This window comes from Paenibacillus sp. FSL R5-0519 (assembly GCF_037974275.1).
GTDB lineage: Bacteria > Bacillota > Bacilli > Paenibacillales > Paenibacillaceae > Paenibacillus.
On the sequence record NZ_CP150234.1, the window covers coordinates 420012 to 444889 of the forward strand.

Here is a 24878-nt window from a genome sequence, read left to right on the forward strand (position 1 = left end):
GAAAGAGAGCTACTTCGGGAGGATGTTCTGTCATCGGAGTGTTATCACTACAGAATCGGAGACAGCAGACGTGAAATCGCTTCTTTGAAACGAATAATCAGACTGCGTTTCTGGTACTCCTCGAGTGTCATCTCGCGCGATACATGCAGGTCGTGCTCAAAGGTTTGTACAAGTGCTGTTGCAATCGTTTCATCGTACATAAAGGCATTGACCTCAAAGTTCAACCGGAAACTGCGGTAGTCAATATTGGCGGTTCCCACGGATGCAACCAAACTGTCAATGATAAGTGTTTTGGCATGAATGAAGCCATTGTCATATATAAATACCTTGGCGCCAACCTTCAACAACTCGCCAATATAAGATAACGTTGCCCAATAGACGAAAGCATGGTCTGGTTTATTCGGGATCATAATGCGAACATCGATACCGGACAGACACGCGAGACGAATCGCTTCGAATACGCTGGCATCCGGGATAAAATAAGGCGTTTGGATCATAATCGAATGTTTGGCACCATTAATCATCTTGAGATAACTGTTCTTGATATGCTCAGTCTCTGCATCCGGTCCACTGGAGACAATCTGCATGGCCGTGTTGCCCGTACCCTCGATATGAGGGAAATGTGCCGGAACATAAGGGGTATCGTGTTGCTTGGACGCTTCATTCCAATCCAGAAGGAAACGGGTCTGCAATGCATGAACGGCATTCCCCTGAATACGCAGATGTGTGTCACGCCAGTAACCGAATTTTGAGTTCAAGCCGAGATACTCATCTCCAACATTAAATCCGCCCGTGTACCCCAGGTTACCATCAATGATGACAATCTTACGGTGATTACGATAGTTCATACGCAAGTTGATCAGACTGAATTTGGACGGGAAAAAGACCTCAACCAGTCCGCCTGCTTCGCGCAATTCTTTGAAAAAGCGTTTGGATACCCGCCGCGAGCCGAGCGCATCATACAGCAAACGAACTTTGATGCCTTCCCGCGCTTTACGGATGAGTGCATCCCGAATTCTTTTGCCCAGACGGTCACCTCTATAAATGTAGTATTGCACGTGCACGTGATCCTTGGCCGCTTCGATGTCATCCAAGAGCCGCTGGAACTTGTCTGTTCCGTCCGTAATGATCTCAACCGCGTTATCCTCGGTCAGCAGGGCACCGTTCTGCTTCAGGTTCATATAGATCATGTCCTGGCTACTCTCGGTTGCCTGGTTGCGGAAGGGGGTGCGGTTATCGTGCAACTGTGCGAGCTGGGCTTCAATGCGTTCCTCGAGCCCGAGCTTCTTGCGTTCTTTCCACTGGAAAAGCCGATATCGGGTCAGATTCTGACCGGTTAAAAGATAAAGTACAAACCCAAACACCGGAATAAAGTTCAAGACAAGCAGCCAAGCCCATGAAGCACTAGCATCCTTCCGTTCGAAGAAAACAACGGCTGCCGCAAAAATAATATTCAGGCCCAGGAGTACAATAAGTAAAATGGATTCGATATGCACTATAGTCCCCCACGTCTCATAATGACCATCATGAATCTATTCATATGTCCTTGATTAGCAGGTTTGTTATGAATGAGACCCTGATTGTAATGTTTCCTACTAATACGTATTTTAACAGAAGTATACCTGTTCGTCCCGGATGTTAAAAAAGATATGTTCGGATTGGGTGGAAATCCATGTGAAATTGATGATAGAGTGTTGTATTTATATAACCAGAGTCGTATAATAATACACAAATATGCATATAAGCGACGGAATTGCTGTGTTCGAGCCTCATTCATGCAAGGACATAGCACAAGTAGCGCATACATCGAGATTGGGGGAGCGAGAGTGAATAACAAATTAAAAGTAGCAATCGTCGGTTCCACCGGCTACGGCGGGGTGGAGCTGATTCGTTTTTTCCAGAACCATCCGCAGGTTGAAATCACATCGGTGATCTCATCATCGAGCAGTGGTGAATCCATCGCAGATGGATTTCCGCATTTGACGGACGTGATTCACAGGCCACTTGACGGCGTAGATCCGGCTGAGATTGCGAGTCGTGCGGATCTGGTATTCACAGCGACCCCGTCCGGCGTAAGTGCGAAGCTCGTACCAAGTTTGCTGGCAGCAGGGCTTAAGGTCATTGATCTGTCTGGCGATTTCAGACTCAAGGATGGAACGGTGTATGAAGAGTGGTACAAACATCCGGCGCCTTCATCTGATTTGCTGGAACAAGCGGTGTACGGCATGGCTGAGGTGTACGGTGATAAGGTGAAGGGACAGAATTTCATATCTAACCCAGGCTGTTATCCAACGGCTACACTTCTTGGACTGATTCCTGCAGTAGAGGCAGGCTGGATTGATCCTTCTACTATTATTATAGATGCCAAATCAGGCGTATCCGGAGCAGGACGCGGAACAAGTCTGACGAACCATTATGCAGAGATGAATGAGAATTTCAAAGCCTATAAGCTCAACAAACACCAACATATTCCCGAGATTGAACAAGTGCTTGGTGATATAACGGGAACCCCAGTTACGGTTACCTTCACCACACATCTGGTGCCAATGACACGTGGAATCATGAGTACGATGTATGCAACACTCGTTGGGGAACACAGCGACCGGGAGATCGTGGATTTGTATCGCAAATATTATGAGAACAGACCTTTCGTACGTGTACGTGAACCGGGCATCTGGCCTTCTACCAAAGAAGTGTACGGATCCAACTATTGTGATATCGGATTTGCGGTGGATCCTCGCACAGGGCGTTTGACGATTATTTCGGTCATCGACAACCTGGTGAAGGGTGCATCCGGGCAAGCGATTCAAAATATGAACCTGATGATGGGATGGGAGGAGAACCTCGGGCTGAACATGACACCGGTATATCCATAAGTTTGGAATTCAGAAGGCACTGGAATATTCAAAGTTAAAGTAAGAGTGCATTCTTGGAGTGAACTTAGGGAGATCGGATCAGGTTAAGCAGGCGGATCATCGGCATATAGCTGAACGCATACGGGGGATATGATATGGGAACGAATGTGGAGCAACAGAGTTTTACCGTGATTGAGAACGGAACAATTGTAACCCCTGGGGGATTCACTGCTGGTGGACTTCACTGCGGATTGAAAAAAACTTCTCGTAATGACATCGGAGCAATCCGATGTGATGTACCGGCTACAGCTGCTGCTGTGTATACTACGAACGTGTTTCAGGCCGCGCCACTCAAAGTAACGCGCGAAAGCTTGAACAACGGACGACTCCAGGCTGTTATCGTTAACAGCGGTAACGCTAATGCATGCACAGGGCAACAAGGGGAAGAAGATGCATATGCGATGCGCTCGGCTGCTGCGCGTGAGTTGGGTGTGGCAGAAGAGGACGTGGCGGTGGCTTCCACAGGTGTCATTGGGGAATTGCTCAAAATGGATGCCGTGCATTCAGGCATTACCGGCCTTCCGGCGCATATGGGCAAGGAGCCGAATGAGGCGGAACAATTTTCACAAGCGATTCTGACAACGGATTTGGTGAAAAAGGAAGCTTGCGTCTCCGTTCTGGTTAACGGCAAGACGGTTACGATTGCGGGTGCCGCCAAAGGCTCGGGAATGATTCATCCGAATATGGCGACAATGCTTGCTTTCATGACCTCTGACGCGGTCATTGGTGCAGAGTCGTTGCAGCGCCTGCTGCGCCAGGCAACGAATCATACATTCAACATGATTACCGTTGATGGGGATACAAGTACAAACGACATGCTGGTAGCCATGTCCAGTGGATATGCAGGCAATGAAGAGCTGACCACAGAGCATCCGGATTGGGACGCTTTTGCAGCCGGATTCACCTATGTATGCCAAGTGCTGGCCAAAGCCATTGCTCGCGATGGTGAAGGAGCGACCAAACTGGTCGAGGTAGAAGTTACAGGAGCAGTAAGTGATGAATCCGCGCAAGCGATTGCCAAAACCGTTATCGGGTCCAGTCTGGTGAAATCCGCTATGTTCGGCGCTGATGCCAATTGGGGACGGATTATTGCAGCCGTAGGACGTGCAGGACAACCAGTGAACCCGGATACGGTAAATATTCGTTTGGGAGAGATCTTGGTACTCGAACAGTCCCGTCCAGTCGTTTTCGACGAAGAAGCAGCATTGGCGTATTTGCAGACCGATACAGTGCGCATCGTGGTGGATCTGCACCACGGCGAAGGAATAGCAACAGCCTGGGGCTGTGACCTGACGTATGACTACGTCCGAATTAACGCAGCATACCGCACGTAATAAGTTTTCAGCCCAAAAAAATTATAAACAGCTATCTTCTATTGTGAAGCTGGTTTGAACTATTTCAAAAATCATCAATAGAAATTTAAACTTGTTATTTGATGCATGATATATCGCAATAGTAATGGAGAAGACGGAATTGATTCTGTAGAAGCGGAGCGGTCGCCTTTGTCTCCAAGTTTCCCCCTATAATAGGGATAATTCAGGAAATCTGGGAGACAACAGCGATCGAAAGAACAATCCGAATTCGGAATGGACTCCTACGAGCCAATGTGATCTTTTAAAGGTGTTGAATTTTATTGAATGTGATTTTTACTAAGAAAGGAGCTTGCCCTCATGAATTCAACAATGCCAAACAACAGTACCGCAACGGAAGCGAGCACAGAGAAACAGATGTTTGTCATGAAATGTGGAGGCAGCACACTGGCGGCATTGCCAGAGTCCTTCTTTGCGGATCTGCGTGATTTGCAGTCTCAGGGCACACAGCCGGTAATCGTGCATGGTGGAGGCCCTGCAATTTCGGATAACCTGGCGAAGCTTGGTATCGAAACCGAATTCGTTAATGGCCTGCGCAAAACAACTGAACCTGTGCTGGACGTAGTGGAGATGGTGCTTGCGGGCAGTATCAACAAACAGATCGTGCGCCTGATCCAACGTGTGGGCGGTCGTGCACTAGGCTTGTCCGGCGTGGACGGTGGCCTGATCCAGGCTAAACCTGTTACAAACCACGCAGAGATCGGTTGGGTTGGCGATGTCACGGGTGTGAATGCAGAGATTATCCAAGGCATCGTGAACATGGGATACATGCCGGTTATCGCGCCAGTTGGTGTGGATGCCACCGGACAACGCTACAACATCAATGCAGACACAGCTGCGGGTGCTGTGGCGTCTCATCTTGGCGTAAGCCGGATGATTGTCGTAACCGACGTTCCTGGCATCATGAAGAACGTAGGCGGCGAGAAAAAAGTACTGCCATCTGTCTCTGTACAGGAGATCGAGGATATGATCCAAACCGGAGAAATCTATGGTGGCATGATTCCCAAAGTGCGTGCAGCTATCGCATGTATTCATGGTCAAGTACGTGAGGTCATCATCGTAGACGGAAGCGAACCCCAGATCCTAAGCCGAGTGCTCGGCGGAGAAATTATCGGAACAAAAATTATCCGTATGCAATAATTATTCTCAGTGCGCTAGGGTCTTCATTGTCTGATAATAAATAAAAAATATGTGCACGGCTTTTTTATATAAGAAATCTAATATTACACACACAATAACGGGGTGCAGAACCAATCTGAAGAATAAAAATGCATAACGGAGAGGACAGAAATAACCTGAAGAAGCGAAGCGTGCGCCTTTATCCCCGGATTTTCCCCTTTAGGGGGCAATGAAAAAAATCCGGGGATAACAGCGATCGAAAGGTTGTTCTGTCATCGAAGTGGAGTATGCGTACGTTCACAAGATGGTTCTGCAATCGGAGTGGTCTAGTGTAAATTATAGCTCTTATATGATTGCCGTTGCACCAACCAATAGGAGTGATATGGTCATGGCAAAAGGCAACGAACAGCCAGGTTCTGGCACAGCGGTAGCGGGCGCAGCAGCAACAGGTGCAGCGGCACCGACGGAAAGCTCGCTTTTTCAAACGTATGCGCGTTATCCAATCAGTCTGGTCAAAGGTAAAGGCAGCTGGTTATGGGATGACCAGGGCAACCGTTATCTCGATTTCATGTGCGGACTTGCTGTAACCAGCCTGGGCCATGCACCAGAGAAAGTCGGCGCCAAGCTGAAAGCTCAAATCGATGAGCTGTGGCATGTGTCCAACCTGTTCCAAATTCCGGGCCAGGAGAAAGCAGCAGCATTGTTGACAGCCAATACATGCGCTGATGCCGTGTTCTTCTGTAACAGTGGTGCCGAAGCGAACGAAGCGGCAATCAAAGTAGCCCGCCGGTATCACCAGAAGGTGAAAGGAACAGATCGCTATGAAGTGATTACCTTCGCCCAGTCCTTCCACGGACGGACACTTGCAACATTGACAGCAACCGGACAGGATAAGGTGAAAGAAGGATTTTTGCCATTGCCAGCCGGATTTGTAACCGTACCTTTGCATGACATCCCTGCACTTGAAGCGGCAATTGGACCTAAGACGGCAGCAATTATGCTGGAGATGGTTCAGGCCGAGGGTGGTGTATATCCGGTTGAGCCGGAATTCGTCAAGCATGTACGAAAACTGTGTGACGAGCACGGATTGTTACTCATTGTGGATGAAGTGCAGACTGGAATGGGACGTACTGGTAAATTGTTTGCACACGAACATTATGGTATTGAGCCAGACGTGTTCACCGTTGCCAAAGGTATCGGTAGTGGCTTCCCTGTAGGTGCGATGCTGGGTAAAGGTTTCCTGCGGGATGCGTTCACGCCAGGTAGCCATGCGACCACCTTTGGTGGAACACCACTTGCTTCATCCGTTGTGATTGCGACCATCGAAACGATGCTGGAAGATCGTTTGCCAGAGCGTGCAGCGGAGATGGGTGAATACCTGATGAGCTCCCTGCGGAATCGCTTGGCAGGCAATTCCTTTGTGAAGGAAGTACGTGGCATGGGATTGCTCGTTGGTATTGAATGTGCTGAGCCGGTAGGTGATATTGTACTTGCTGGGCAAAAACGCGGTATTTTGTTTGTCTCTGCAGGACCAAATGTGATTCGTTTGCTTCCGAACCTGTATGTGAGCAAAGAAGAGATCGACGAGGCCGTATCGCTGGTAGGCACATTGATTGAAGAGCACGTAGCGGCGAAAGCCTAATATAAAAATGAGAACCTTTCTGTCTCGGGGCCATTACCGGCCTCGAAGCAGAATGAGATGATGAATCCCTGTAGCCGCGTGGTGAACTTGCGGAAGGCGGCAATGATTACACAACTTGAGAGCACTCAGACATCGTGTCAACGTTGCTCTCTCTTCTGCCCATGCGGGTGCAGGGAACCGGAAATAAGGAGGACATTATAGATGACAGCACAACAGACGGAAAAGATTCAGAAGATTGATCTGAGAGGCCGGGATTTTATCGAATTCACGGACTACACGGCAGAGGAGATTCGTTATCTGCTTGATCTCGCGATCGAGATTAAAGGCAAGCAAAAAAGCGGTGTACCGTTTCAACCGTTGAAAGGCAAAACGATCGGCCTTATTTTTGAAAAATCATCCACACGTACACGTGTATCCTTTGAAGTGGGCATGTTCCAATTGGGCGGACACGCGCTCTTCCTGAGCAAAAATGATATCCAACTGGGTCGCGGGGAAACCACACATGATACAGCCAAAGTATTGTCCCGCTACCTGGACGGCATCATGATCCGTACCTTTGGACACCATAATGTAACTGAACTGGCAGAGCATGCTGATGTTCCGGTCATTAACGGCCTGAGCGATGCAGCGCATCCTTGTCAGGTACTGGCCGACTTCCAAACGGTGTTGGAGCATAAAGGCAAGCTTGCAGGTCTGAAAATGGCTTACATCGGAGATGGCAACAACATGGCACACTCCCTGATGCTCGGTGCAGCGAAGATGGGTATGCATGTTGCTGTCGCAACACCAGAAGGCTATGAGCCCGATAGTGCAGTTGTGGAGCAGGCGCGTATTATCGCACAGGAGAGCGGCTCTGAAGTGACTGTGACCTACAGTGCACAAGAAGCAGCGAAAGATGCAGATATCGTGTATACGGATGTGTGGGCAAGCATGGGCTTTGAAGAAGAGCAGAAGATTCGGGAGCAGGCATTTGCAGCATATCAAGTAGACGAGGAACTGATGAAAGGTGCGAAGCCGGACTACATGTTCTTGCACTGTCTGCCAGCACACCGCGGCGAAGAAGTGAGTGCCGGTGTAATTGACGGACCGAACTCCCTGATCTTTGATCAGGCGGAGAATCGCTTGCATGCACAGAAAGCATTAATGGCTGCGTTAATGAGCGAATAGATGTTGTTTGCCTTTATGGGTTGATTTTAGGCGCAGATTTCGCGATGATAGATTCATCTATAATGTACTTTAAAAAGTTAGTTAAACAAGAAGCTCGTAGGATTCAGTGTATGAAGGCTCTGTTTAACTTAACTGATCTTGGGGAGGACCACTGAACATGGCTAAGGAAAAAATTGTACTCGCGTATTCAGGCGGGTTGGACACATCTGTAATTTTGAAATGGTTGAAAGAAACATATGATGCAGAGATTATCGCTTTCACAGCGGATATCGGACAAAAGGATGAACTGGATGGTTTGGAGGAAAAAGCACTGGCAACAGGCGCTTCCAAAGTATACATTGACGATCTGCGTGATGAATTCGCCAAAGATTTCATCTATCCTATGTTCCAGGCAGGTGCCCTCTATGAAGGACAATACCTGCTCGGCACAAGTATCGCCCGTCCACTGATCGCTAAACGCATGGTGGATATTGCTCGTGCAGAAGGTGCTACAGCCATCGCTCACGGCGCTACAGGTAAAGGAAATGACCAAGTTCGCTTTGAGTTGAACGCGGCCGCGCTGACACCAGACATTAACGTCATTGCACCTTGGCGTTTGGAAGAATTCCGTAACCAGTTCCCGGGACGTGCCGAGATGATCGCGTATGCTGAGAAACATGGTATTCCGGTAACCGCATCTGCGGCTAAACCGTATTCTACAGACCGTAACCTGCTGCATATCAGCTATGAGAGCGGTGTGCTCGAAGATCCTTGGTTCGATCCAAGTGCGGACGAGAACAAAGACATGTTCCTGCTAAGCAGTGCACCTGAAGATGCACCAGATCAAGCAGAATATGTTGAACTGGAGTTCGAACAAGGCGACTGTGTGGCATTGAACGGTGAGCGCTTGAGCCCGCTGCAAGTGATGGAGCAACTGAACGAGCTTGGTGGCAAACATGGTATTGGCCGTGTAGATATGGTTGAGAACCGCTTTGTGGGTATGAAGAGCCGTGGCGTGTACGAAACACCAGGTGGAACAATCTTGTTCACCGCACATCGCAAAATGGAATCCATCACGATGGACCGTGAAGTGATGAACCTGCGTGACAGCCTGATCACACGTTACAGCACCCTGGTATACAACGGTTTCTGGTTTGCACCAGAGCGTCTTGCATTGCAAGCGCTGGTAACTGAGAGCCAGAAGAACGTAACAGGTACGGTTCGTGTGAAACTGTACAAAGGCAACATCATCGGCGCAGGTGTGAAAAGTCCTGTCAGCCTCTACAATCCGGACATCGCAACGATGGAAGCTGATCCAACGCAAGCTTACGATCAAGGGGATGCAACAGGCTTTATCCGCTTGAACGCACTGCGTTTGAAAGTAAACTCCGGTGTGGAGCAAAACAAAAACTAAGTTCACCTGCATACTAGAGCGACATTAATATAATTGACAAGGCAGGCCGTTCTTGCACATCTGGCAGGAGCGGCTTTGTCCATGAGCGAAAGGGGAGTACTCACTGTGAGCAAGCTGTGGGGAGGACGTTTTACGAAACAAACCAATCATTTGGTTGAGGAATATACGGCATCAATCAATTTTGACAAAGCTTTGGCTGAGGAAGATATTCAAGGAAGTCTGGCCCATGTAACGATGCTGGGCAAATGCGGCATTCTGCCTGCGGAAGATGTGGAAACGATCAAAGAAGGATTGATCACCGTTCTGCACAAAATCCGTGCAGGCGAAGTGGAATTCTCCGTATCGGACGAAGATATTCACATGAACATTGAGAAAAACCTGATCGATACGATTGGCCCTGTAGGCGGTAAATTACATACAGGCCGTAGCCGGAACGACCAGGTTGCAACGGATATGCACCTATACCTGCGCGAGCGCGTGGTTGGTTTTGTAGGTATGCTGCATTCCTTGCAGGAAGCACTGATTGGACAAGCCAAAGATAACCTCGATACCATCGTACCGGGTTATACGCATCTTCAGCGGGCACAGCCGATTCTGTTCGCCCATCACCTGATGGCGTATGTCTCCATGTTCCAACGTGATGCGGAGCGTCTGATGGACAGCTACAAACGCATTAACATCCTGCCACTGGGTGCAGGTGCGCTCGCGGGCACAACATTCCCGATTGACCGTCATTTTGTGGCGGAACAACTGGGCTTCGACGGCGTGTATGAGAACAGTCTGGACGCAGTAAGCGACCGTGACTTCATCGTTGAGTTCCTGGCAACAGCTTCGCTGATCATGACTCACTTGTCCCGTCTGAGTGAAGAGCTGGTGCTGTGGAGCAGCACAGAGTTTGGATTCGTTGAACTGGACGATGCTTTCTGCACAGGCAGCAGCATTATGCCTCAGAAGAAAAACCCGGACGTTCCTGAACTGGTTCGTGGTAAAACAGGACGTGTGTACGGCAACCTGATTGGTTTGCTGACCGTACTGAAATCTCTTCCACTGGCATACAACAAAGATATGCAGGAAGACAAAGAAGGCATGTTCGATACGGTAGCAACGCTGGAAGGTGCACTTCAACTGTTTGCTCCGATGATCGCAACAATGACCGTGAACAAGGATCGCATGCGTCAAGCGGTCAACCAGGATTTCTCAAACGCTACGGATATTGCGGACTTCCTCGTAGGCGAAGGCTTGCCTTTCCGTCAGGCGCATGAAGTGATTGGTAAAACGGTGCTGTACTGCATCCAGAACAGCAAGTATTTGCTGGATCTGACGATCGATGAATTCAAGCAGTTCTCACCACTGTTCGATGACCGGATCTATGATGTACTTCAACCGGAAGCTGTAGTGAACGCTCGTAACGTATACGGTGGAACAGCTTCGGGTCAAGTTGCCGAAGCCATCGCACGCAGTGAGAAGGTACTGGAGATTACCGAGCAATGGATTACGAACCGCGGTTAATATCACGGTTACTATAGGTATTTGTACAGATACGACAGGACAATAAAGAAGCAGGCCAGAGAACTTTGTTCTCCATGGCCTGCTTTTTTGTGTTTTACAGCGATATGATGTGGATCATTCCAGCTCCATTGCAATGGAAGGTTGTTGCCATCTGAATGCCAGTCTTCATTGTCTGCAGCGGTTATTGATGCTCTACTAATCGCGCTTGGGCAAAGGCAACCATTTCAATACATCCTGGATCTTGGCATCCCAGTAGCCCCATTCATGTTCACCAGGCCCTTCCTCGTACGTCAATTCGAAGTTTGTTTGTTCGCAGGCTTGACGGAACGTTTGATTATCCTCATACAGGAAATCTTCCGTTCCGCAACATTGGTAGAGCAAAGGTCGTGGGCTTTCGCCAGATTGATTTTCTTTTAACAGATGGATCAGATCGTTCTCTGTACCTGTCACATCGGGTCCGAAAATCCGCTGTAACTCCGTTTGTTGTAAGGCTGAGGATGCGTTTCTATCCATATGTGCAGACATATCGAGAGCTCCAGACAAACTGGCAGCTGCCGCATACTGCTCTGGTTTACGAAGAGCCAGCTTGAACGCTCCATAACCACCCATGGATAATCCAGCAACGAAGTTATCCTCACGCTTTGGTGACAGAGGGAAGAAAGAACGAGCGAGTGAGGGCAGTTCTTCGCTGATAAACGTCCAGTATTTTCCGCCTTCGACCATATCTGTATAGAAACTGCGATGTACCTGTGGCATAACAACGGCGATTCCCAGGTTCGCTACATAACGTTCAATCGATGTGCGGCGCAGCCAGATGGAATCATCATCCGATAGACCGTGTAACAGGTACAGGGTTGGATGAAGTCCTTTGCCTGTTACATTCTCCATACCGATCTGATTGTGGGTTTGTTGCGGCAGAATGACATGCATGCTGGTACTCAGCCCAAGTGTATCGGAGTAAAAATCACATTTAATAAGTGCCATGAGTATAAGAAACCCCTTTCATAAGTTCGTTAACCACGTGTTTTTGACTTGAGAGGATGAGCCGGGATTGCTCCCTATTAGCTTTTAAGTATCCATATTTAACAGGTTATACGCATTGCTGGTGCAATGCAATAACAAGATGCACATTAAGAAATTATGCAGAAGTATCTCTAACTTGTAAGGTTTCAACAGGCTAAGCCAGATGAGTGGCATGGAGGGAAGATCAACCTCGTTACGACGTTGTTTACAACGTAACAATGTTATGTTACACTGATTTTACTATAAAGGGGGACCATATATGACGGATGATTTGATCTCCAAAAAAGAACTGCTGGACCTGACGGGAATCTCCTACGGCCAGTTATACCGCTGGAAGCGGAAAAATCTCATTCCGGAAGAATGGTTTATTCGGAAGTCGTCCTATACCGGACAAGAGACCTTTTTTCCCAAACAGCAGATATTACTTCGCATTGACAAGATACTCAATATGAAAGACGGATTGTCGCTGGATGAGCTGGCAGACGTGTTCTCGCCCACGTTGGGTGACGTGGAGATGTCGGCACAACATCTGTTAGAGCGAAACATTGTTTCACAAATATCGCTGAATCTGTTGAAAGAGGCAGGTCGGGAACAACCGCTGTATGCTTTGGAGCAGATTATGATGCTCTACGTCCTTGATAAGTTGTTAATGAGCGGAGACATCACAAGGCAAGAGGGTGCATTGCTCATTGATGTGATGTCCGAACATTATTATCGTTTCACAGGCAAACCGAGCGAACTCGTGCTTATTCGTAAGATGGGTGTTCCTTCATTCATGCTGGTTACAGCAGGAACGGAGTTCTATTTTGACAATGGTGTGAAGGTGGTTCTTAGGCAGTCCATGGGAACATTTATGGAAGAATTAAAACTCAAATTGGGATAAGGAGAGGATCATCTATGGTAGAACGAAATAAGCGGAATGATTTGAATGTGGCGGGCATGAGTCAAACGGCAGGCGGGGAGTTTCACCGTGTATCGATTGATGGCATGGCTAAAGTGAACGGCAACCTGGACTGCACCTCTATGGAAGTGAATGGAACATTGAAGATGCACGGCGCTTTGAATTCCGAGAGTGCAACGATTAACGGCATGTGTACATTGAACGGTCCTTTGACCAGTTCCCGTGTTCGTGTGGATGGCATGACGACGATTAACGGAGATCTCCATAGCCCTGAGCTTGAAGTGAACGGAAAGTGCACCGTACGCGGAAGAGTGGATGGGGAACGCATTCATATTGGCGGTGTGATCGATGTAGAAGGTGATGTGCAATGCGAGTCCCTGAATGTACAGGGCAATATTAAGATCAGTGGTTTTCTGAATGCGGGAACAGTAGAGATCAGGCTGCATACCTCTTCTTCGGCTAAAGAGATTGGCGGAGAGCGTATCGATATTCGTCGCAAGGAACAACAGAATGGATTTTGGAAAAGTATTGGCCTGGGCGGGACCCCGTCATTTAAAACATCCTTAATTGAGGGCGATGAGATTGTGCTGGAAGATACCGAAGCTGATATTGTGCGGGGAAGCAACATTCATATCGGTCGTGGCTGTAATATCAGGCTGGTCGAGTACTCAGGTGAACTTGAGGTGGATCCGGATGCCAAGGTGGGCAGCAGTCAGCGGATTTAAAGTTTGATTAGGAGAGAACGGGAGGGATAGGCATGAATAATAATCATGGGCGTTCAATGGACAAAAAATCGGATATCAGCATCATGGGTGACGGCAGTTCTGCAGGTGGCGTGTACGGCAAGGTCAAGGTTGTAGGGGACGCATCCTTCAACGACAATCTATCTTGTAATCAATTCAAATGTACGGGTACATCGGTTGTATACGGATCGCTTGAGTCCACAGATATTAAAATCACGGGAACCCTTACTCTGACAGAGCGATCGGCCAGAAACGAAGGTGAGGATGGCATCCAGGCTTCTGGCCTGCACGCCAAAGCTGAGCAGATCAAAGTGGTCGGTGAGCTTCATCTGTCCGGGGATTGTCAGGCGGAAAATATCAAGCTGAACGGACGGTTGACGATAGCGGGGATGCTTAGTGCTGAACATATGACACTCAAAATCATGGGTCCATCCGAGGTCAAGGAAATGGGCGGTTCCATCATCTCCGTGAAGAGTGGCCGGTTGAATGACTTGTTCACGGGCAATAAGTCAATTCTTAAGGCACAGATTATCGAAGGTGACGATATTGAATTAGAAAATACCGAGGCCGAAATTGTGCGTGGCGATAAAATAAAAATCGGTCCTGGCTGCCGGATCGGTAAAGTGGAATACCGTTCATCTCTGCAAATTCATCCGCAATCGGAAGTTTTGCTGCAAAGCAATCGGTCCTTGGACTGATTAACGAAAACTTCTTTTCGGATATACTAATGCAGTCATATGAATAGAGCGTGAATGGAGAGATTGAGTACAATGGTTGCACGTAAAAACAGTATTGGATTGGTGCTGGCAGGGTTACTGCTCAGCATACTAATGGCTTCGATGGATAATACCATCGTGGCAACAGCTATGGGGGATATTGTCGGGAAGCTGGGTGGGCTCGACAAGTTCGTCTGGGTTACCTCCGCGTACATGGTGGCTGAGATGGCGGGGATGCCAATCTTCGGTAAGTTATCCGATATGTATGGACGGAAGAAGTTTTTTGTCTTTGGTATTATTGTATTTATGCTTGGCTCAGCACTGTGCGGAACGGCAACGTCTATTGTGGAATTGACGATGTACAGAGCAATTCAGGGTATTGGTGCAGGTGCTCTGGTACCGATTGCCTTTACGATCATGTTTGATGTCGTAGCACCAGAATCTCGTGGTAAATTGGGTGGACTGTTTGGAGCGGTCTTCGGTTTGTCCAGTGTATTTGGACCACTGCTGGGTGCTTACATTACTCAGTATGCGACATGGGAATGGGTATTCTATATCAATCTGCCGCTCGGCTTGATTGCATTTGTGTTTATTGCCTTCTTCTACAAGGAGTCTCATCAGCATCAATCCCAACAGATCGACTGGCTGGGTGCTGTAACGCTGATTGGCGCTGTCGTGTGCCTGATCTTTGGTCTGGAATTGGGCGGCAAGACGTTTGCCTGGGGTTCGTGGCAGATTCTTGGCTTGTTTGCCGGATTTGTAGCACTAGCGCTGCTGTTCCTGTTTGCAGAAACAAGAGCGAAGGAACCTATCATCTCTTTCGGCATGTTCCGCAACCGGGTCTACTGGTCCAGTAACGTTATCGGGATGTTCAGTGGCGCGGCGTTCATTACAGCATCCGTGTACATTCCGATCTTCATACAGGGCGTACTCGGTGGTAAAGCGACCAACTCCGGTCTCGTACTTTTACCGATGATGCTGGGGTCCGTTGTGACGGCATCCCTTGGCGGGGTGCTCATGACCAAAATCAAATATCGGAATATCATGATTCCTACGTTGGCCTTACTTGTCATTGGACTCGGATTGCTGACTACGTTGGATGAGAGTTCTTCCCTGTGGACGATACGTATTTACATGGTGATGGTTGGTCTGGGTGTCGGGGCTTCGTTCTCGGTACTCAGCAATGCAGCCATGAACGCATTTGAACCGCGAAGACGCGGAGCAGCAAGCTCCACGCTTAACTTTTTGCGGTCCCTCGGCATGACGATGGGTATTACGATCTTTGGTATCGTGCAGAGCCAGGTATTTACGCGTAAAATGAATGATGCTCTCGCAGGAGCAGCTGCGGAGACAGGTGGTGCTTCCGCGGGTGGTATGCCTCAGGGAATGGATCTGACCGATCCACATGCGTTGCTCTCACCAGAACTCAGACAGGCGATTCCGCCTCAGGTGCTGGATAGCATCACACATGCCCTATCTTCTTCCATCGTGCAGTTGTTTGCTTGGGCCGTGATTCCGGCTGCACTCGCGTTGGTTGCTTCTTTCTTCATGGGAAAAGAGAAGATGGTCGTAGGCGAAGAGCAAGGCGAATACACAGGCGGTCACTAGACCGTAATGCAGTAAACCGTAAGTTACGGTAGTAAAGCTAATCTTAGCTTGGTAAAACTCGAATAACTTTTCTTGAAAATGTAGAGACACACTTCTCGCTTATCCTCAAAAGGGACGTGAAGTGTGTCTTTTTGTTTTCGTGTGATCAGATTATGCTTATCCATGAATTACGGCAGGACCTTGTTTGTACCATTCCGTGATCTGTAAGTTGTCGGTTGCTTTGAGAAAAATTATGGCCGTTTCGTATCGCTGATTCCATCTTCAACCACAGAAGGTTCTTGTGGATCTGGCAGGCTGCTATGACCTGAGCGGGCAATCAGACGATTCTGAGCTTTGTACGTATCTCGTGTAATCGTTTTGGATTCGACCACTTTGCCGTCCAGCCTCTTGGTTCTTACCGTCTCGACAATATAACCAGGCTGTCCGTCTTGTAGCACCTGCTGAGCGCCATCAGGCAGTACCGCACTGGACACATATTTCACCGGAACACTTAATGTTTCAATGGTGCGAGATTCAAGTGCATAGCTGACATTCTCCGGGAATGTGCCGAAAAATTTTACGATCAATTGGTGGTTCTTCACTTCTGCATGAATGAGTAAGGATTTTCCTGTGTTGTTTTTGAAGCGAAAGTTAATGGCTCCGGAGGCAAAGGTGGCATCCAGTCCTTTCGGCAAATATTTGACCGGCAGGGAGTGGTTGCGACGCTCAATAATATCAAGACCCGTCAATAGCGCTGCATTATACACCGTACTTGATACCTGGCAGATTCCCCCGCCAATGCCGGGGGTTAGTCTTCCATTGACAATGACCGGGGCCTCACGAAACCCATAATCCTTCTCCGCTTTACGGATGACCTTCTCATAATCGAATGTGGCATTCGGTGGCAGAATCATGCCGTTAATCGCTTCCGCCGCTGCGCTGACATTATGTATCCGGCCTTCACTACTATTGCCCAGACCTGTGGAGAACTGGATGATCTTTCGGTCAATGCCTTCCTGGCGTAGTGAGTCAAGGGTTACTTCAGGCTTCAGCGTATACAGTGGTACCTGGATCAGCAATGGGGTGGGTTTCTCATCCGCGCTCAGTACACTGAAATCCCTGTGAAGCTTTGCCTGAATGAGACTTGCGAGCGTTTCCCAATCAATCCGGCGGACACCCTTTTCCGGGATATACTGCACTTTGTCACTTGCGGTAATGCGCCGAACAGCGTTCGCAGGTGTACCGAAGGTTTCTTTTTCCCAAGCAGGGCTTAGATGTTCTTTAAGTGGTTCTAAGTTATAACTCATATGAAGGGAGAACTCTTTTGGAAAATGATAACGTGCATATGCCCGTTCCCACAGGTTACCTTCCTCCAGCTGCTGTATGGCGGATTCCACGCTTTTAACGTTGTAGCTCACCCCCACCTGATCTGCGGTATACGTCATCGTCTGGGGATCGGGTTCAGCCACTTCAAAGGTGACAGGCCAGTCCTCCAACTTTTGGATCTGTTCGTTCAATTCATGCAATACGTTCTTACGATTGCCTTCCACCAGCATGCCGCCAACATACACATTCTTGGGCAGCGCAGGCTGGTTCACATACATATACAGCAGTCCATATGACGCGGAGCCGATCAAGAGGATGGAGAATAGAACAATGACCGTTAAATGTATTTTTTTCATAACCGTACGCTCCTTTATACTTCTGTTGTTCCCGATTTTGTAACACTTTCTATATATATGATCCATTGCAGGAAAACTTTCGGGTACTCAATAGGTAACAAATTTGTTACAATAAACTTCATATGAATCCATGCTTCACCATCGAAACAGGAACGAAGTGGATTTTTTCCTGATGAAATTCAGGTCTTTTTAAAGGAAATGCCGGGATTGTGTCGAAATGATAATGGCTAACTATGCGAGCAGGAAGTGATGATGTGATAGAAATGCAGGACGTGTGGAAGACCTACGCCAATGGGACCCACGCATTACAAGGGGTGTCGGTGAAGATCGACCGCAATGAATTTGTCTATATCGTCGGTCCGTCCGGCGCAGGCAAATCGACATTTATGAAATTGATGTACAGAGAAGAAGTTCCGACAAAAGGACAAATATCCATTAACGGATTTAATATTGGTAAGTTGAAGCCAAGAAAGATTCCTTATGTGCGCCGCAACATCGGTGTTGTGTTCCAAGACTTCCGTCTGTTGCCGAGAATGACGGCTTTTGAGAATGTGGCATTTGCCATGGAAGTCATTGAGGCGCCTAAGCGGCACATCAAGAAACGGGTCATGGAAGTACTCGACTTGGTGGGACTGCGCAGCAAAGCGAATCGTGAACCTTCTCAGCTCTCAGGCGGGGAACAGCAACGTATTGCCATTGCACGGGCTATCGTCAATAACCCATCGGTTATTATCGCGGATGAGCCTACAGGTAACCTCGATCCGGAGACGTCGTGGGGCATTATGCAGTTGCTGGATGAGATTAATTTCCGGGGAACAACCATTGTTATGGCAACCCACAACAAAGATATCGTGAATACGATGCGTAAACGGGTTATCGCCATTGAACGTGGACAGATTGTACGGGATCAGATGAGAGGGGAATACGGTTATGAATTTTAGTACTCTCTTGCGCCATCTGCGGGAGGGATTCAAAAACGTATTCCGCAACGGCTGGATGTCTGTGGCCTCCATCATGTCCATCATTGTATCGCTATTGATTCTTGGTGTGTTTATGCTGCTGGTGCTTAATGTGAACTCCATGGCGAATCAAGTGGATAGTCAGGTGGAGATCAGCACGTTTCTCGAACTGAATGTGGACGAGAACCTGCGTAACACATTGGAACAAGAAATCAGCGCGATGCCTGAAGTAAGTGAGATTCGTTTTGTTTCCAAGGAAGAAGGACTCAAGGAGTTCCGTGATCGTCTTGGAGAGAGTGCAGATAACGTGCTTAGCGGTTTCGATGTGGACAACAACCCACTGCCGGAGACCATTGAAGTTGAGGTTATTGAACCGGAAACCGTCACTTTTGTGGCGCAAAAAATCGAAGCTTTGAACGAAAAACACCCGGAGAAGCCAATCATGAAAGTGAATTACGGCAAGGAAACGGTGGAAGTGTTGTTCAAATTTACGAAGCTTGTTCGTAACATCGGATTTATTTTTGTTGGGGGACTGGGTCTCATGTCCATGTTCCTGATCTCGAATACGATTCGCGTAACGATTCTGGCCCGTCGCCGGGAGATTGGTATTATGAAGCTGGTTGGTGCAACCAACACCTTTATCCGTTGGCCTTTCTTTATTGAAGGTGCACTCATTGGATTTATTGGCTCTGTGATTACGGTTGCGGTACTGTTCGTCGGATACAGCCAGTTGATGTCCACGATTGGTCAGGATGTCTTCATGCAGATGCTTAACTTGATTCCGCTCAGCGAAATCTGGCTGCTGTTTGGAACCCTGTTGATCGGACTCGGTGTGCTGGTAGGTATTTTGGGAAGTACATTGTCCATTCGAAAATCACTTAACGTTTAAATTTTGTTTTGAAACGATCAAATTGCAGAATATGTCGAAAAGAATGACAAAGCAGGTTCATTAATGGACGCTGTTTGACGATATGTAGGAAAGACGGAGTCTTTAAGATGGAAGAAAGCAAAGAACATGCTGTTCACCACCTGTGCAGGTTGCTTTCTTGTGAAATCATAGGATGGGGGATCATCATTTTGAAAAAAACTGCTTCGCTGCTGGCCTTAACGTTATTGGCCAGTCTGACGCTTCAACCTTCTGACGGATATGCCAAGAGCAGCATCAGCGATATTGACCAACAGATTCAGCAACTGGAGAGCAAGGCAGCTTCTGCCAAGCAGGAGCAAAAAAAAGCGGCTTCCAACAAAAAGGAAGCGCAGCATTACAAGAACAAAACCAACGCTTATCTGAAGGTTGTCATGGAACAGATTAATATCGTTAGTGATGAACTGGCTAGCGTATCCTTGCAAATCGAGAACACGGAGGAAGATCTCCGTACAACGAAGAAAGATCTGCAAGCGGCAGAAGAACGCATCGTTGCAAGGGAGAAATTGTTGGAGTCACGTGTACGCCTGATGTATACAGACGGTGCTGTATCCTATCTGGATGTATTGTTGTCCTCCACCAGCTTCACTGACTTTCTGACCCGTGCGGATTCACTCAAAACGATCGTGGATCAGGATCAGCATCTGCTGGATGAGCACAAAGCGGACAAGCAACTTGTCGTGGACAAAAAGGCAGAATTGGATGTGCAATATGCGGAAGCCAAGAGCCTGTATGCACAGAAGAAACAGCGCAAGTCCCAATTGAATGAAAAAGAAGCGGAAAAGCAAGTGCTTCTCGCTTCATATGATGCTAAAATCGAAGAGTCAGAAGAGTTGACACAAGAGCAGGAAGACGTATTGATGCAGATTGCCAGCAAACGTTCGGCCCTTCTTCAAGAGAAAAATAAATTGCGTGAACAGCAAGCAGCCGCAGCGGCCAAAGCCAAAGCAGCAGCTGCTGCCCGGGCGAAAGCTGCCGCCAAGGCACCAACCAGAGTCAGCGCGGATAGCAGCAGTGAGGTTACCTATTCATCCGGTAATGGTATCTTCTCAAAACCGGTATCTGGAGGACGTATTTCTTCTGGATTCGGTCCCCGTACCCATCCAATTACGGGTGTAGTGGGTAAGATGCATGCCGGTGTCGATTTTGCTGTTCCTCAAGGAACTTCAGTTCACGCGGCCTCTGGCGGAATCGTGATCATGGCTGAATGGTATAGCGGTTATGGTTATACCGTTATTGTGGACCATGGCGGTGGTCTTTGGACGTTATATGGTCACTTGCGCGAAGGTGGATTTAAAGTCAGCAAGGGAGACACTGTAAGCAAAGGTGATACCATTGCTGAGTCAGGTAATACAGGAAACTCCACGGGACCTCACTTGCACTTTGAAGTAAGAGATAACGGTACCGCGGTAAATCCGATGAACTATTTGTAATTATTGCTCCATTGACCGAATGGAAAAAACATATTCCGTACAAGCTAGACATATACTAAGCTGGCATGTTCAGGGAATGGGTCCAAGCAACAATGGAATCGGACACGCTTTAAAACGAAAGGCGGTGACAAACGGATGATGAAAAAAAGATCGGCGCTACTGCTTGTCATTTTGGGTCTTCTGGGTGGTAGTTTGCTAACCCTGGTACTAATGACTTACCCAGGAATAGCGAACCAGACCACAGCTGGCGAGGGTTTGCTAGCCAGTGTAACCGGCAGTACACAGCAGAAGAACGATTTGAAGAAGATTGAAACCGCGATGGATTTGATCTCAAGCAACTATTATAAAGACGTGGATCAGACCAAATTGATTGACGGTGCGATCAACGGCATGATGGAATCCCTTGGTGATCCGTACTCCAACTATATGGGGCAGGAAACGGCTGCTCAGTTTGAAGAGTCGATCGAAGGTTCATTTACCGGTATTGGCGCAGAGGTATCCTCACAGGATGGAAATGTCGTTGTTGTTTCCCCAATCAAAGGATCACCTGCCGAAAAAGCGGGTATTCGTGCCAAAGACATGATTATGTCAGTGAACGGCGAATCCCTGCAAGGGTTGGAACTGAACAAGGCTGTCAACAAAATCAGAGGTCCCAAGGGCAGTGAAGCTAAGGTACAGGTCAAACGTGCCGGATCTACCGAACTGATTGAGTTTGTTATTGTGCGGGATGACATTGATCTGGAGACCGTATATGCTCACATGGAGGATGGCGGAATTGGCGTCATTGCCATTACTCAATTCTCTTTGAATACAGGCGATCGCTTCAAGGAAGAGTTGGCGAAGCTTGAGAAGCAGAACATGAAAGGTCTGGTCATCGACGTACGGAATGACCCAGGCGGTGTATTGCAAGTCGTGATTGATATTGCTGAACAGTTTGTTCCTAAAGGCAAGGTTATTGTGCAAGTCGAAGACAAGAACGGCAAAAAGGAACAAAGCAAATCCAATGGATCAGCCAAAGCTTATCCAGTCACAGTCCTGATGAACAAAGGCAGTGCCAGTGCGTCGGAGATTTTGGCCGGTGCATTACAACAGTCAGCAGGTGCGAAGTTGATTGGTGAAAATTCCTTTGGTAAAGGAACCGTGCAGACGAGTTATGACAAGCAAATGGGTGACGGCAGCTTGCTGAAGATTACCATTGCTAAATGGCTCACGCCGAACGGGGACTGGATTCATGAAAAAGGAATCAAACCGGATATTGCGGTAGACCAGCCGGATTATTTCTCGGTGGCACCGATTAATAAAGAGAAGTTACCACTGAAATATGACAGCAATAGCACGGATGTGAAAAGTGCGCAGACGATGCTGAGAGGACTCGATTTCAAACCGGATCGTGTGGATGGATACTACGACCAGAAGACGGAAGAAGCGGTCAAGGCATTCCAGAAGCAAAAAGGCATTCAGGCCACAGGCCAGATTGACGAGAAAACCGCTGAATCACTGGAAGCGGCTCTGATTGAACGTATTGCCAATCCTCAATATGATGCACAGCTGAAACGCGCGATCGAAAATGTCTCAAAGGATATTTCGTCCGCTGTGTCGAAGCCATAAAGAAGGCTGATTTTCAGCCTTCTTTTTTTCTGAACCGGCTGAAAGAGAGGGGTGAAGAACCACGATGGAATGGGTATGGCCGTGGTTAACTACATTAGGCGAAGCAGTGTTGCAGTTGTTTATTCAACCGTTTTATTATATTGCGGTGATCCTGATTGCGCTCATCTATCATCGTCAATTACTGCAGGAGCGTAAATTGTTTCATGTTCGTTTGCAAAGCTCAATTACACAGACGATTCGTGCCGTACTGGGAGGCATACTCATTGGTACCATCGTCTCGATTGTATCCCTATTCCTCGGTGCACATCTTACACTGGGAAGCCTGATATGCATATGGGCTGCAACGTTAATTCTATCCTTGTTTCGTATCCGGTATCTGTGTTTTGCCTACGCGGCCGGGTTACTGGGTGTGCTGCAATTTGGTTTGAATCTGGCTTCAGGCTGGCAACCCTCAGGTTGGATAGGCAGTATAACGGAAACGTTACGTACCTTGGATATGCCTGCACTGCTTGTTCTGGCGGCCCTTCTACATATGGGTGAAGCCCTGTTGGTACGCATGCAGGGAGTATCCATGGCATCACCGCTTCTCTTCGAGGGAAAACGCGGGAAACTGGTTGGTGGATATCAACTGCAGCAGTTCTGGGCCATTCCCCTACTGATTCTTGTCCCAGTCACAGGAGGTGGCGCTGAGCTGGCATGGAATCCACTGATGAATGCAGGTCATAGTTATATGCTGGTTGCCTTGCCAATTATGCTCGGATTTGGTGAGATAACGCAGAGTATGCTTCCGGGACAAAAGGTGCAGATATCATCCAAGCGATTGATGATGTATGGAGCAACTTTGCTCGTGTTCAGTTTACTTGCTGCATGGTGGTCTCCACTCATGGTGGTTGCTGCGCTGATTGCATTTATTGGACATGAATTTCTGATATGGTACAGTGCATTTGAAGAGCAAAACCGCAGTCCGGTATTTGTCCATCCGCAGCATGGGTTGAAGGTATTGGCTGTTATACCGGAGAGTCCTGCTGCAGATTTGGGGATTGAAGCAGGAGAGACATTGTACAAGGTGAATGGCAAGTTGGTTCATTCACCGGAAGAGTTGCATCGCGCCCTGCGGATGAACCCGGCTTTTTGCAAGCTAGAGGTACGAAATCACCAGGGAGAAAGCAAATTCATGCAGCGAGCAATATATGAAGGGGAACATCATCAGCTTGGGGTCATTATGGCACCTGACAATCACGAGGTCTGGGCGATTCGGTTGCGTCCACTGACGCTGTTCCATATCATCAACCTCAAGTTGCTTGCCCGTCTGAAAAAACCACACAGGGACGAAGCTCCCTTGGCATTACCGCCAGCTCCTGTGGCCAGTGATAAAGGGTCCGTGGAGATGTAACTAGCATACGTGATGAAGTATGTTGCATACATCAAGCAATGAAAAAGGTATTTCCGAGCGCCGTCATAGGCAAGGGAAATACCTTTTTGTTATTTTTTCAACATAAAGATGGCGATCTGGGTCCGATCACGCAAGTTCAGCTTGCCCAGAATATCGGTGACGTAGTTCTTGACCGTGCCTTCACTGAGGAACAGTTTGGCGGCAATTTCCTTGTTGGATAGCCCCTCCGATATGGCCTCGGCAACCGCCAGCTCCATACGGGTCAGTCCATAGGCTTCGATTGGGTGATGAGTCTGGGAAGTTGGAGAAGGACGAAGAAGGCCTGTTAGCTTGCGGGCAATATCCGGATGGATTAACATATCGCCGTTATGTACGGTCTTGATGCCTTGAATAATCCGTTCAGGCGGCACATTTTTAAGCAAATAACCGCTTGCTCCATTCTGTAATGCCTGAATGATATACTCATCGTCGTCAAACGTAGTCAGCATGAGCACCTGAATTTCAGGAAAATGTGCCTTGATCAGCCCAGTACCTTCGACTCCGTCGCATTCGGGCATCCGAATGTCCATCAAGACCACGTCCGCAGGTGTCCCCGCTTCAAGTAATTTCAACGCTTCCTGTCCATTTGAGGCTGTGCCTGTAACGCAAATGCCGGAGTCCAGTTCAAGCAACACTTTAAGGCTTTCGCGGATGAAGTAGTCATCATCGGCGAGAAGCAGCCGAATAAGTGGGTGCTGGGCTGAATCCTTTTTGTTGTTCACATCATTCCGTTCGGACATGAGCACATTCACTT

The 24878-nt window shown here is 48.1% G+C and carries 20 protein-coding genes; 16 read left to right on the plus strand and 4 right to left on the minus strand.

The window, feature by feature from the left end; translation table 11 throughout:
- Positions 1-47: 47 nt before the first annotated feature.
- Positions 48-1496, minus strand: a complete 1449-nt coding sequence (gene cls, locus MKY73_RS01745; protein ID WP_339305393.1) for a cardiolipin synthase — start codon at positions 1494-1496, stop codon at positions 48-50.
- A 330-nt stretch (positions 1497-1826) separates the two neighbouring features.
- Between cls and argC the strand changes: the two genes are divergently transcribed.
- The 7 genes from argC (at position 1827) to argH (ending at position 11115) form a co-directional block, all read left to right on the plus strand.
- A complete protein-coding gene (gene argC, locus MKY73_RS01750) occupies positions 1827-2876 on the plus strand; it encodes an N-acetyl-gamma-glutamyl-phosphate reductase (RefSeq protein ID WP_339305394.1) in 1050 nt (349 codons plus the stop codon).
- Between the two features lie 134 nt (positions 2877-3010).
- A complete protein-coding gene (argJ, locus tag MKY73_RS01755) occupies positions 3011-4249 on the plus strand; it encodes a bifunctional glutamate N-acetyltransferase/amino-acid acetyltransferase ArgJ (protein WP_339305395.1) in 1239 nt (412 codons plus the stop codon).
- 336 nt (positions 4250-4585) lie between these two features.
- Positions 4586-5425 (plus strand): acetylglutamate kinase, encoded by an 840-nt coding sequence (gene argB, locus MKY73_RS01760; protein ID WP_339305396.1) that lies wholly within the window; start codon positions 4586-4588, stop codon positions 5423-5425.
- Positions 5426-5792: 367 nt separating this feature from the next.
- Positions 5793-7046, plus strand: a complete 1254-nt coding sequence (locus MKY73_RS01765) for an aspartate aminotransferase family protein (protein WP_339305398.1) — start codon at positions 5793-5795, stop codon at positions 7044-7046.
- 201 nt (positions 7047-7247) lie between these two features.
- Positions 7248-8213: an ornithine carbamoyltransferase gene (gene argF / locus MKY73_RS01770; protein WP_047840650.1), complete on the plus strand. Its 966-nt coding sequence runs from the start codon at positions 7248-7250 to the stop codon at positions 8211-8213.
- A 157-nt stretch (positions 8214-8370) separates the two neighbouring features.
- Entirely contained in the window at positions 8371-9606 is a 1236-nt protein-coding gene (locus MKY73_RS01775; RefSeq protein WP_017692004.1) for an argininosuccinate synthase, read from the plus strand.
- A 105-nt stretch (positions 9607-9711) separates the two neighbouring features.
- A complete protein-coding gene (gene argH, locus MKY73_RS01780) occupies positions 9712-11115 on the plus strand; it encodes an argininosuccinate lyase (protein ID WP_339308461.1) in 1404 nt (467 codons plus the stop codon).
- A gap of 195 nt (positions 11116-11310) precedes the next feature.
- Here argH and MKY73_RS01785 read toward each other — a convergent pair whose 3' ends face one another.
- Positions 11311-12099 carry an alpha/beta hydrolase family protein gene (locus tag MKY73_RS01785; protein ID WP_339305400.1) on the minus strand — a complete coding sequence of 263 codons (789 nt, stop codon included), beginning with the start codon at positions 12097-12099 and terminating at the stop codon, positions 11311-11313.
- A gap of 298 nt (positions 12100-12397) precedes the next feature.
- On the opposite strand from MKY73_RS01785, the gene MKY73_RS01790 reads away from it, so the two are divergent.
- The 4 genes from MKY73_RS01790 to MKY73_RS01805 all read left to right on the plus strand — a co-directional run bounded on the left by MKY73_RS01790 (position 12398) and on the right by MKY73_RS01805 (position 16106).
- Positions 12398-13021, plus strand: coding sequence for a YhbD family protein (locus MKY73_RS01790; protein WP_339305401.1), 624 nt, complete (start codon positions 12398-12400; stop codon positions 13019-13021).
- Positions 13022-13035: 14 nt separating this feature from the next.
- Positions 13036-13764, plus strand: coding sequence for a polymer-forming cytoskeletal protein (locus MKY73_RS01795; RefSeq protein ID WP_339305403.1), 729 nt, complete (start codon positions 13036-13038; stop codon positions 13762-13764).
- A gap of 32 nt (positions 13765-13796) precedes the next feature.
- Entirely contained in the window at positions 13797-14480 is a 684-nt protein-coding gene (locus MKY73_RS01800; protein ID WP_339305404.1) for a hypothetical protein, read from the plus strand.
- Between the two features lie 72 nt (positions 14481-14552).
- Positions 14553-16106 (plus strand): MDR family MFS transporter, encoded by a 1554-nt coding sequence (locus MKY73_RS01805; RefSeq protein WP_339305406.1) that lies wholly within the window; start codon positions 14553-14555, stop codon positions 16104-16106.
- A gap of 230 nt (positions 16107-16336) precedes the next feature.
- On the opposite strand, the gene MKY73_RS01810 is transcribed toward MKY73_RS01805, so the two are convergent.
- Positions 16337-17767 (minus strand): VanW family protein, encoded by a 1431-nt coding sequence (locus MKY73_RS01810; protein ID WP_339305408.1) that lies wholly within the window; start codon positions 17765-17767, stop codon positions 16337-16339.
- A 254-nt stretch (positions 17768-18021) separates the two neighbouring features.
- Between MKY73_RS01810 and ftsE the strand changes: the two genes are divergently transcribed.
- The 5 genes from ftsE (at position 18022) to MKY73_RS01835 (ending at position 24085) form a co-directional block, all read left to right on the plus strand.
- The gene (gene ftsE, locus MKY73_RS01815; protein ID WP_024631580.1) at positions 18022-18708 is read left to right on the plus strand and encodes a cell division ATP-binding protein FtsE; all 687 of its coding nucleotides are present in this window, start codon (positions 18022-18024) and stop codon (positions 18706-18708) included.
- Positions 18698-19615: a permease-like cell division protein FtsX gene (gene ftsX, locus MKY73_RS01820; RefSeq protein ID WP_339305410.1), complete on the plus strand. Its 918-nt coding sequence runs from the start codon at positions 18698-18700 to the stop codon at positions 19613-19615. The genes ftsE and ftsX overlap by 11 nt, the downstream gene beginning before the upstream one ends.
- A gap of 188 nt (positions 19616-19803) precedes the next feature.
- Positions 19804-21084, plus strand: coding sequence for a peptidoglycan DD-metalloendopeptidase family protein (locus MKY73_RS01825; RefSeq protein ID WP_339305412.1), 1281 nt, complete (start codon positions 19804-19806; stop codon positions 21082-21084).
- A gap of 135 nt (positions 21085-21219) precedes the next feature.
- A complete protein-coding gene (locus MKY73_RS01830) occupies positions 21220-22692 on the plus strand; it encodes a S41 family peptidase (RefSeq protein WP_339238080.1) in 1473 nt (490 codons plus the stop codon).
- 64 nt (positions 22693-22756) lie between these two features.
- On the plus strand, positions 22757-24085 hold the full coding sequence (locus tag MKY73_RS01835) for a PDZ domain-containing protein (RefSeq protein WP_339305414.1): 1329 nt from the start codon (positions 22757-22759) through the stop codon (positions 24083-24085).
- Positions 24086-24174: 89 nt separating this feature from the next.
- On the opposite strand, the gene MKY73_RS01840 is transcribed toward MKY73_RS01835, so the two are convergent.
- On the minus strand, positions 24175-24864 hold the full coding sequence (locus MKY73_RS01840) for a response regulator transcription factor (protein ID WP_339305416.1): 690 nt from the start codon (positions 24862-24864) through the stop codon (positions 24175-24177).
- Positions 24865-24878 lie beyond the last annotated feature (14 nt).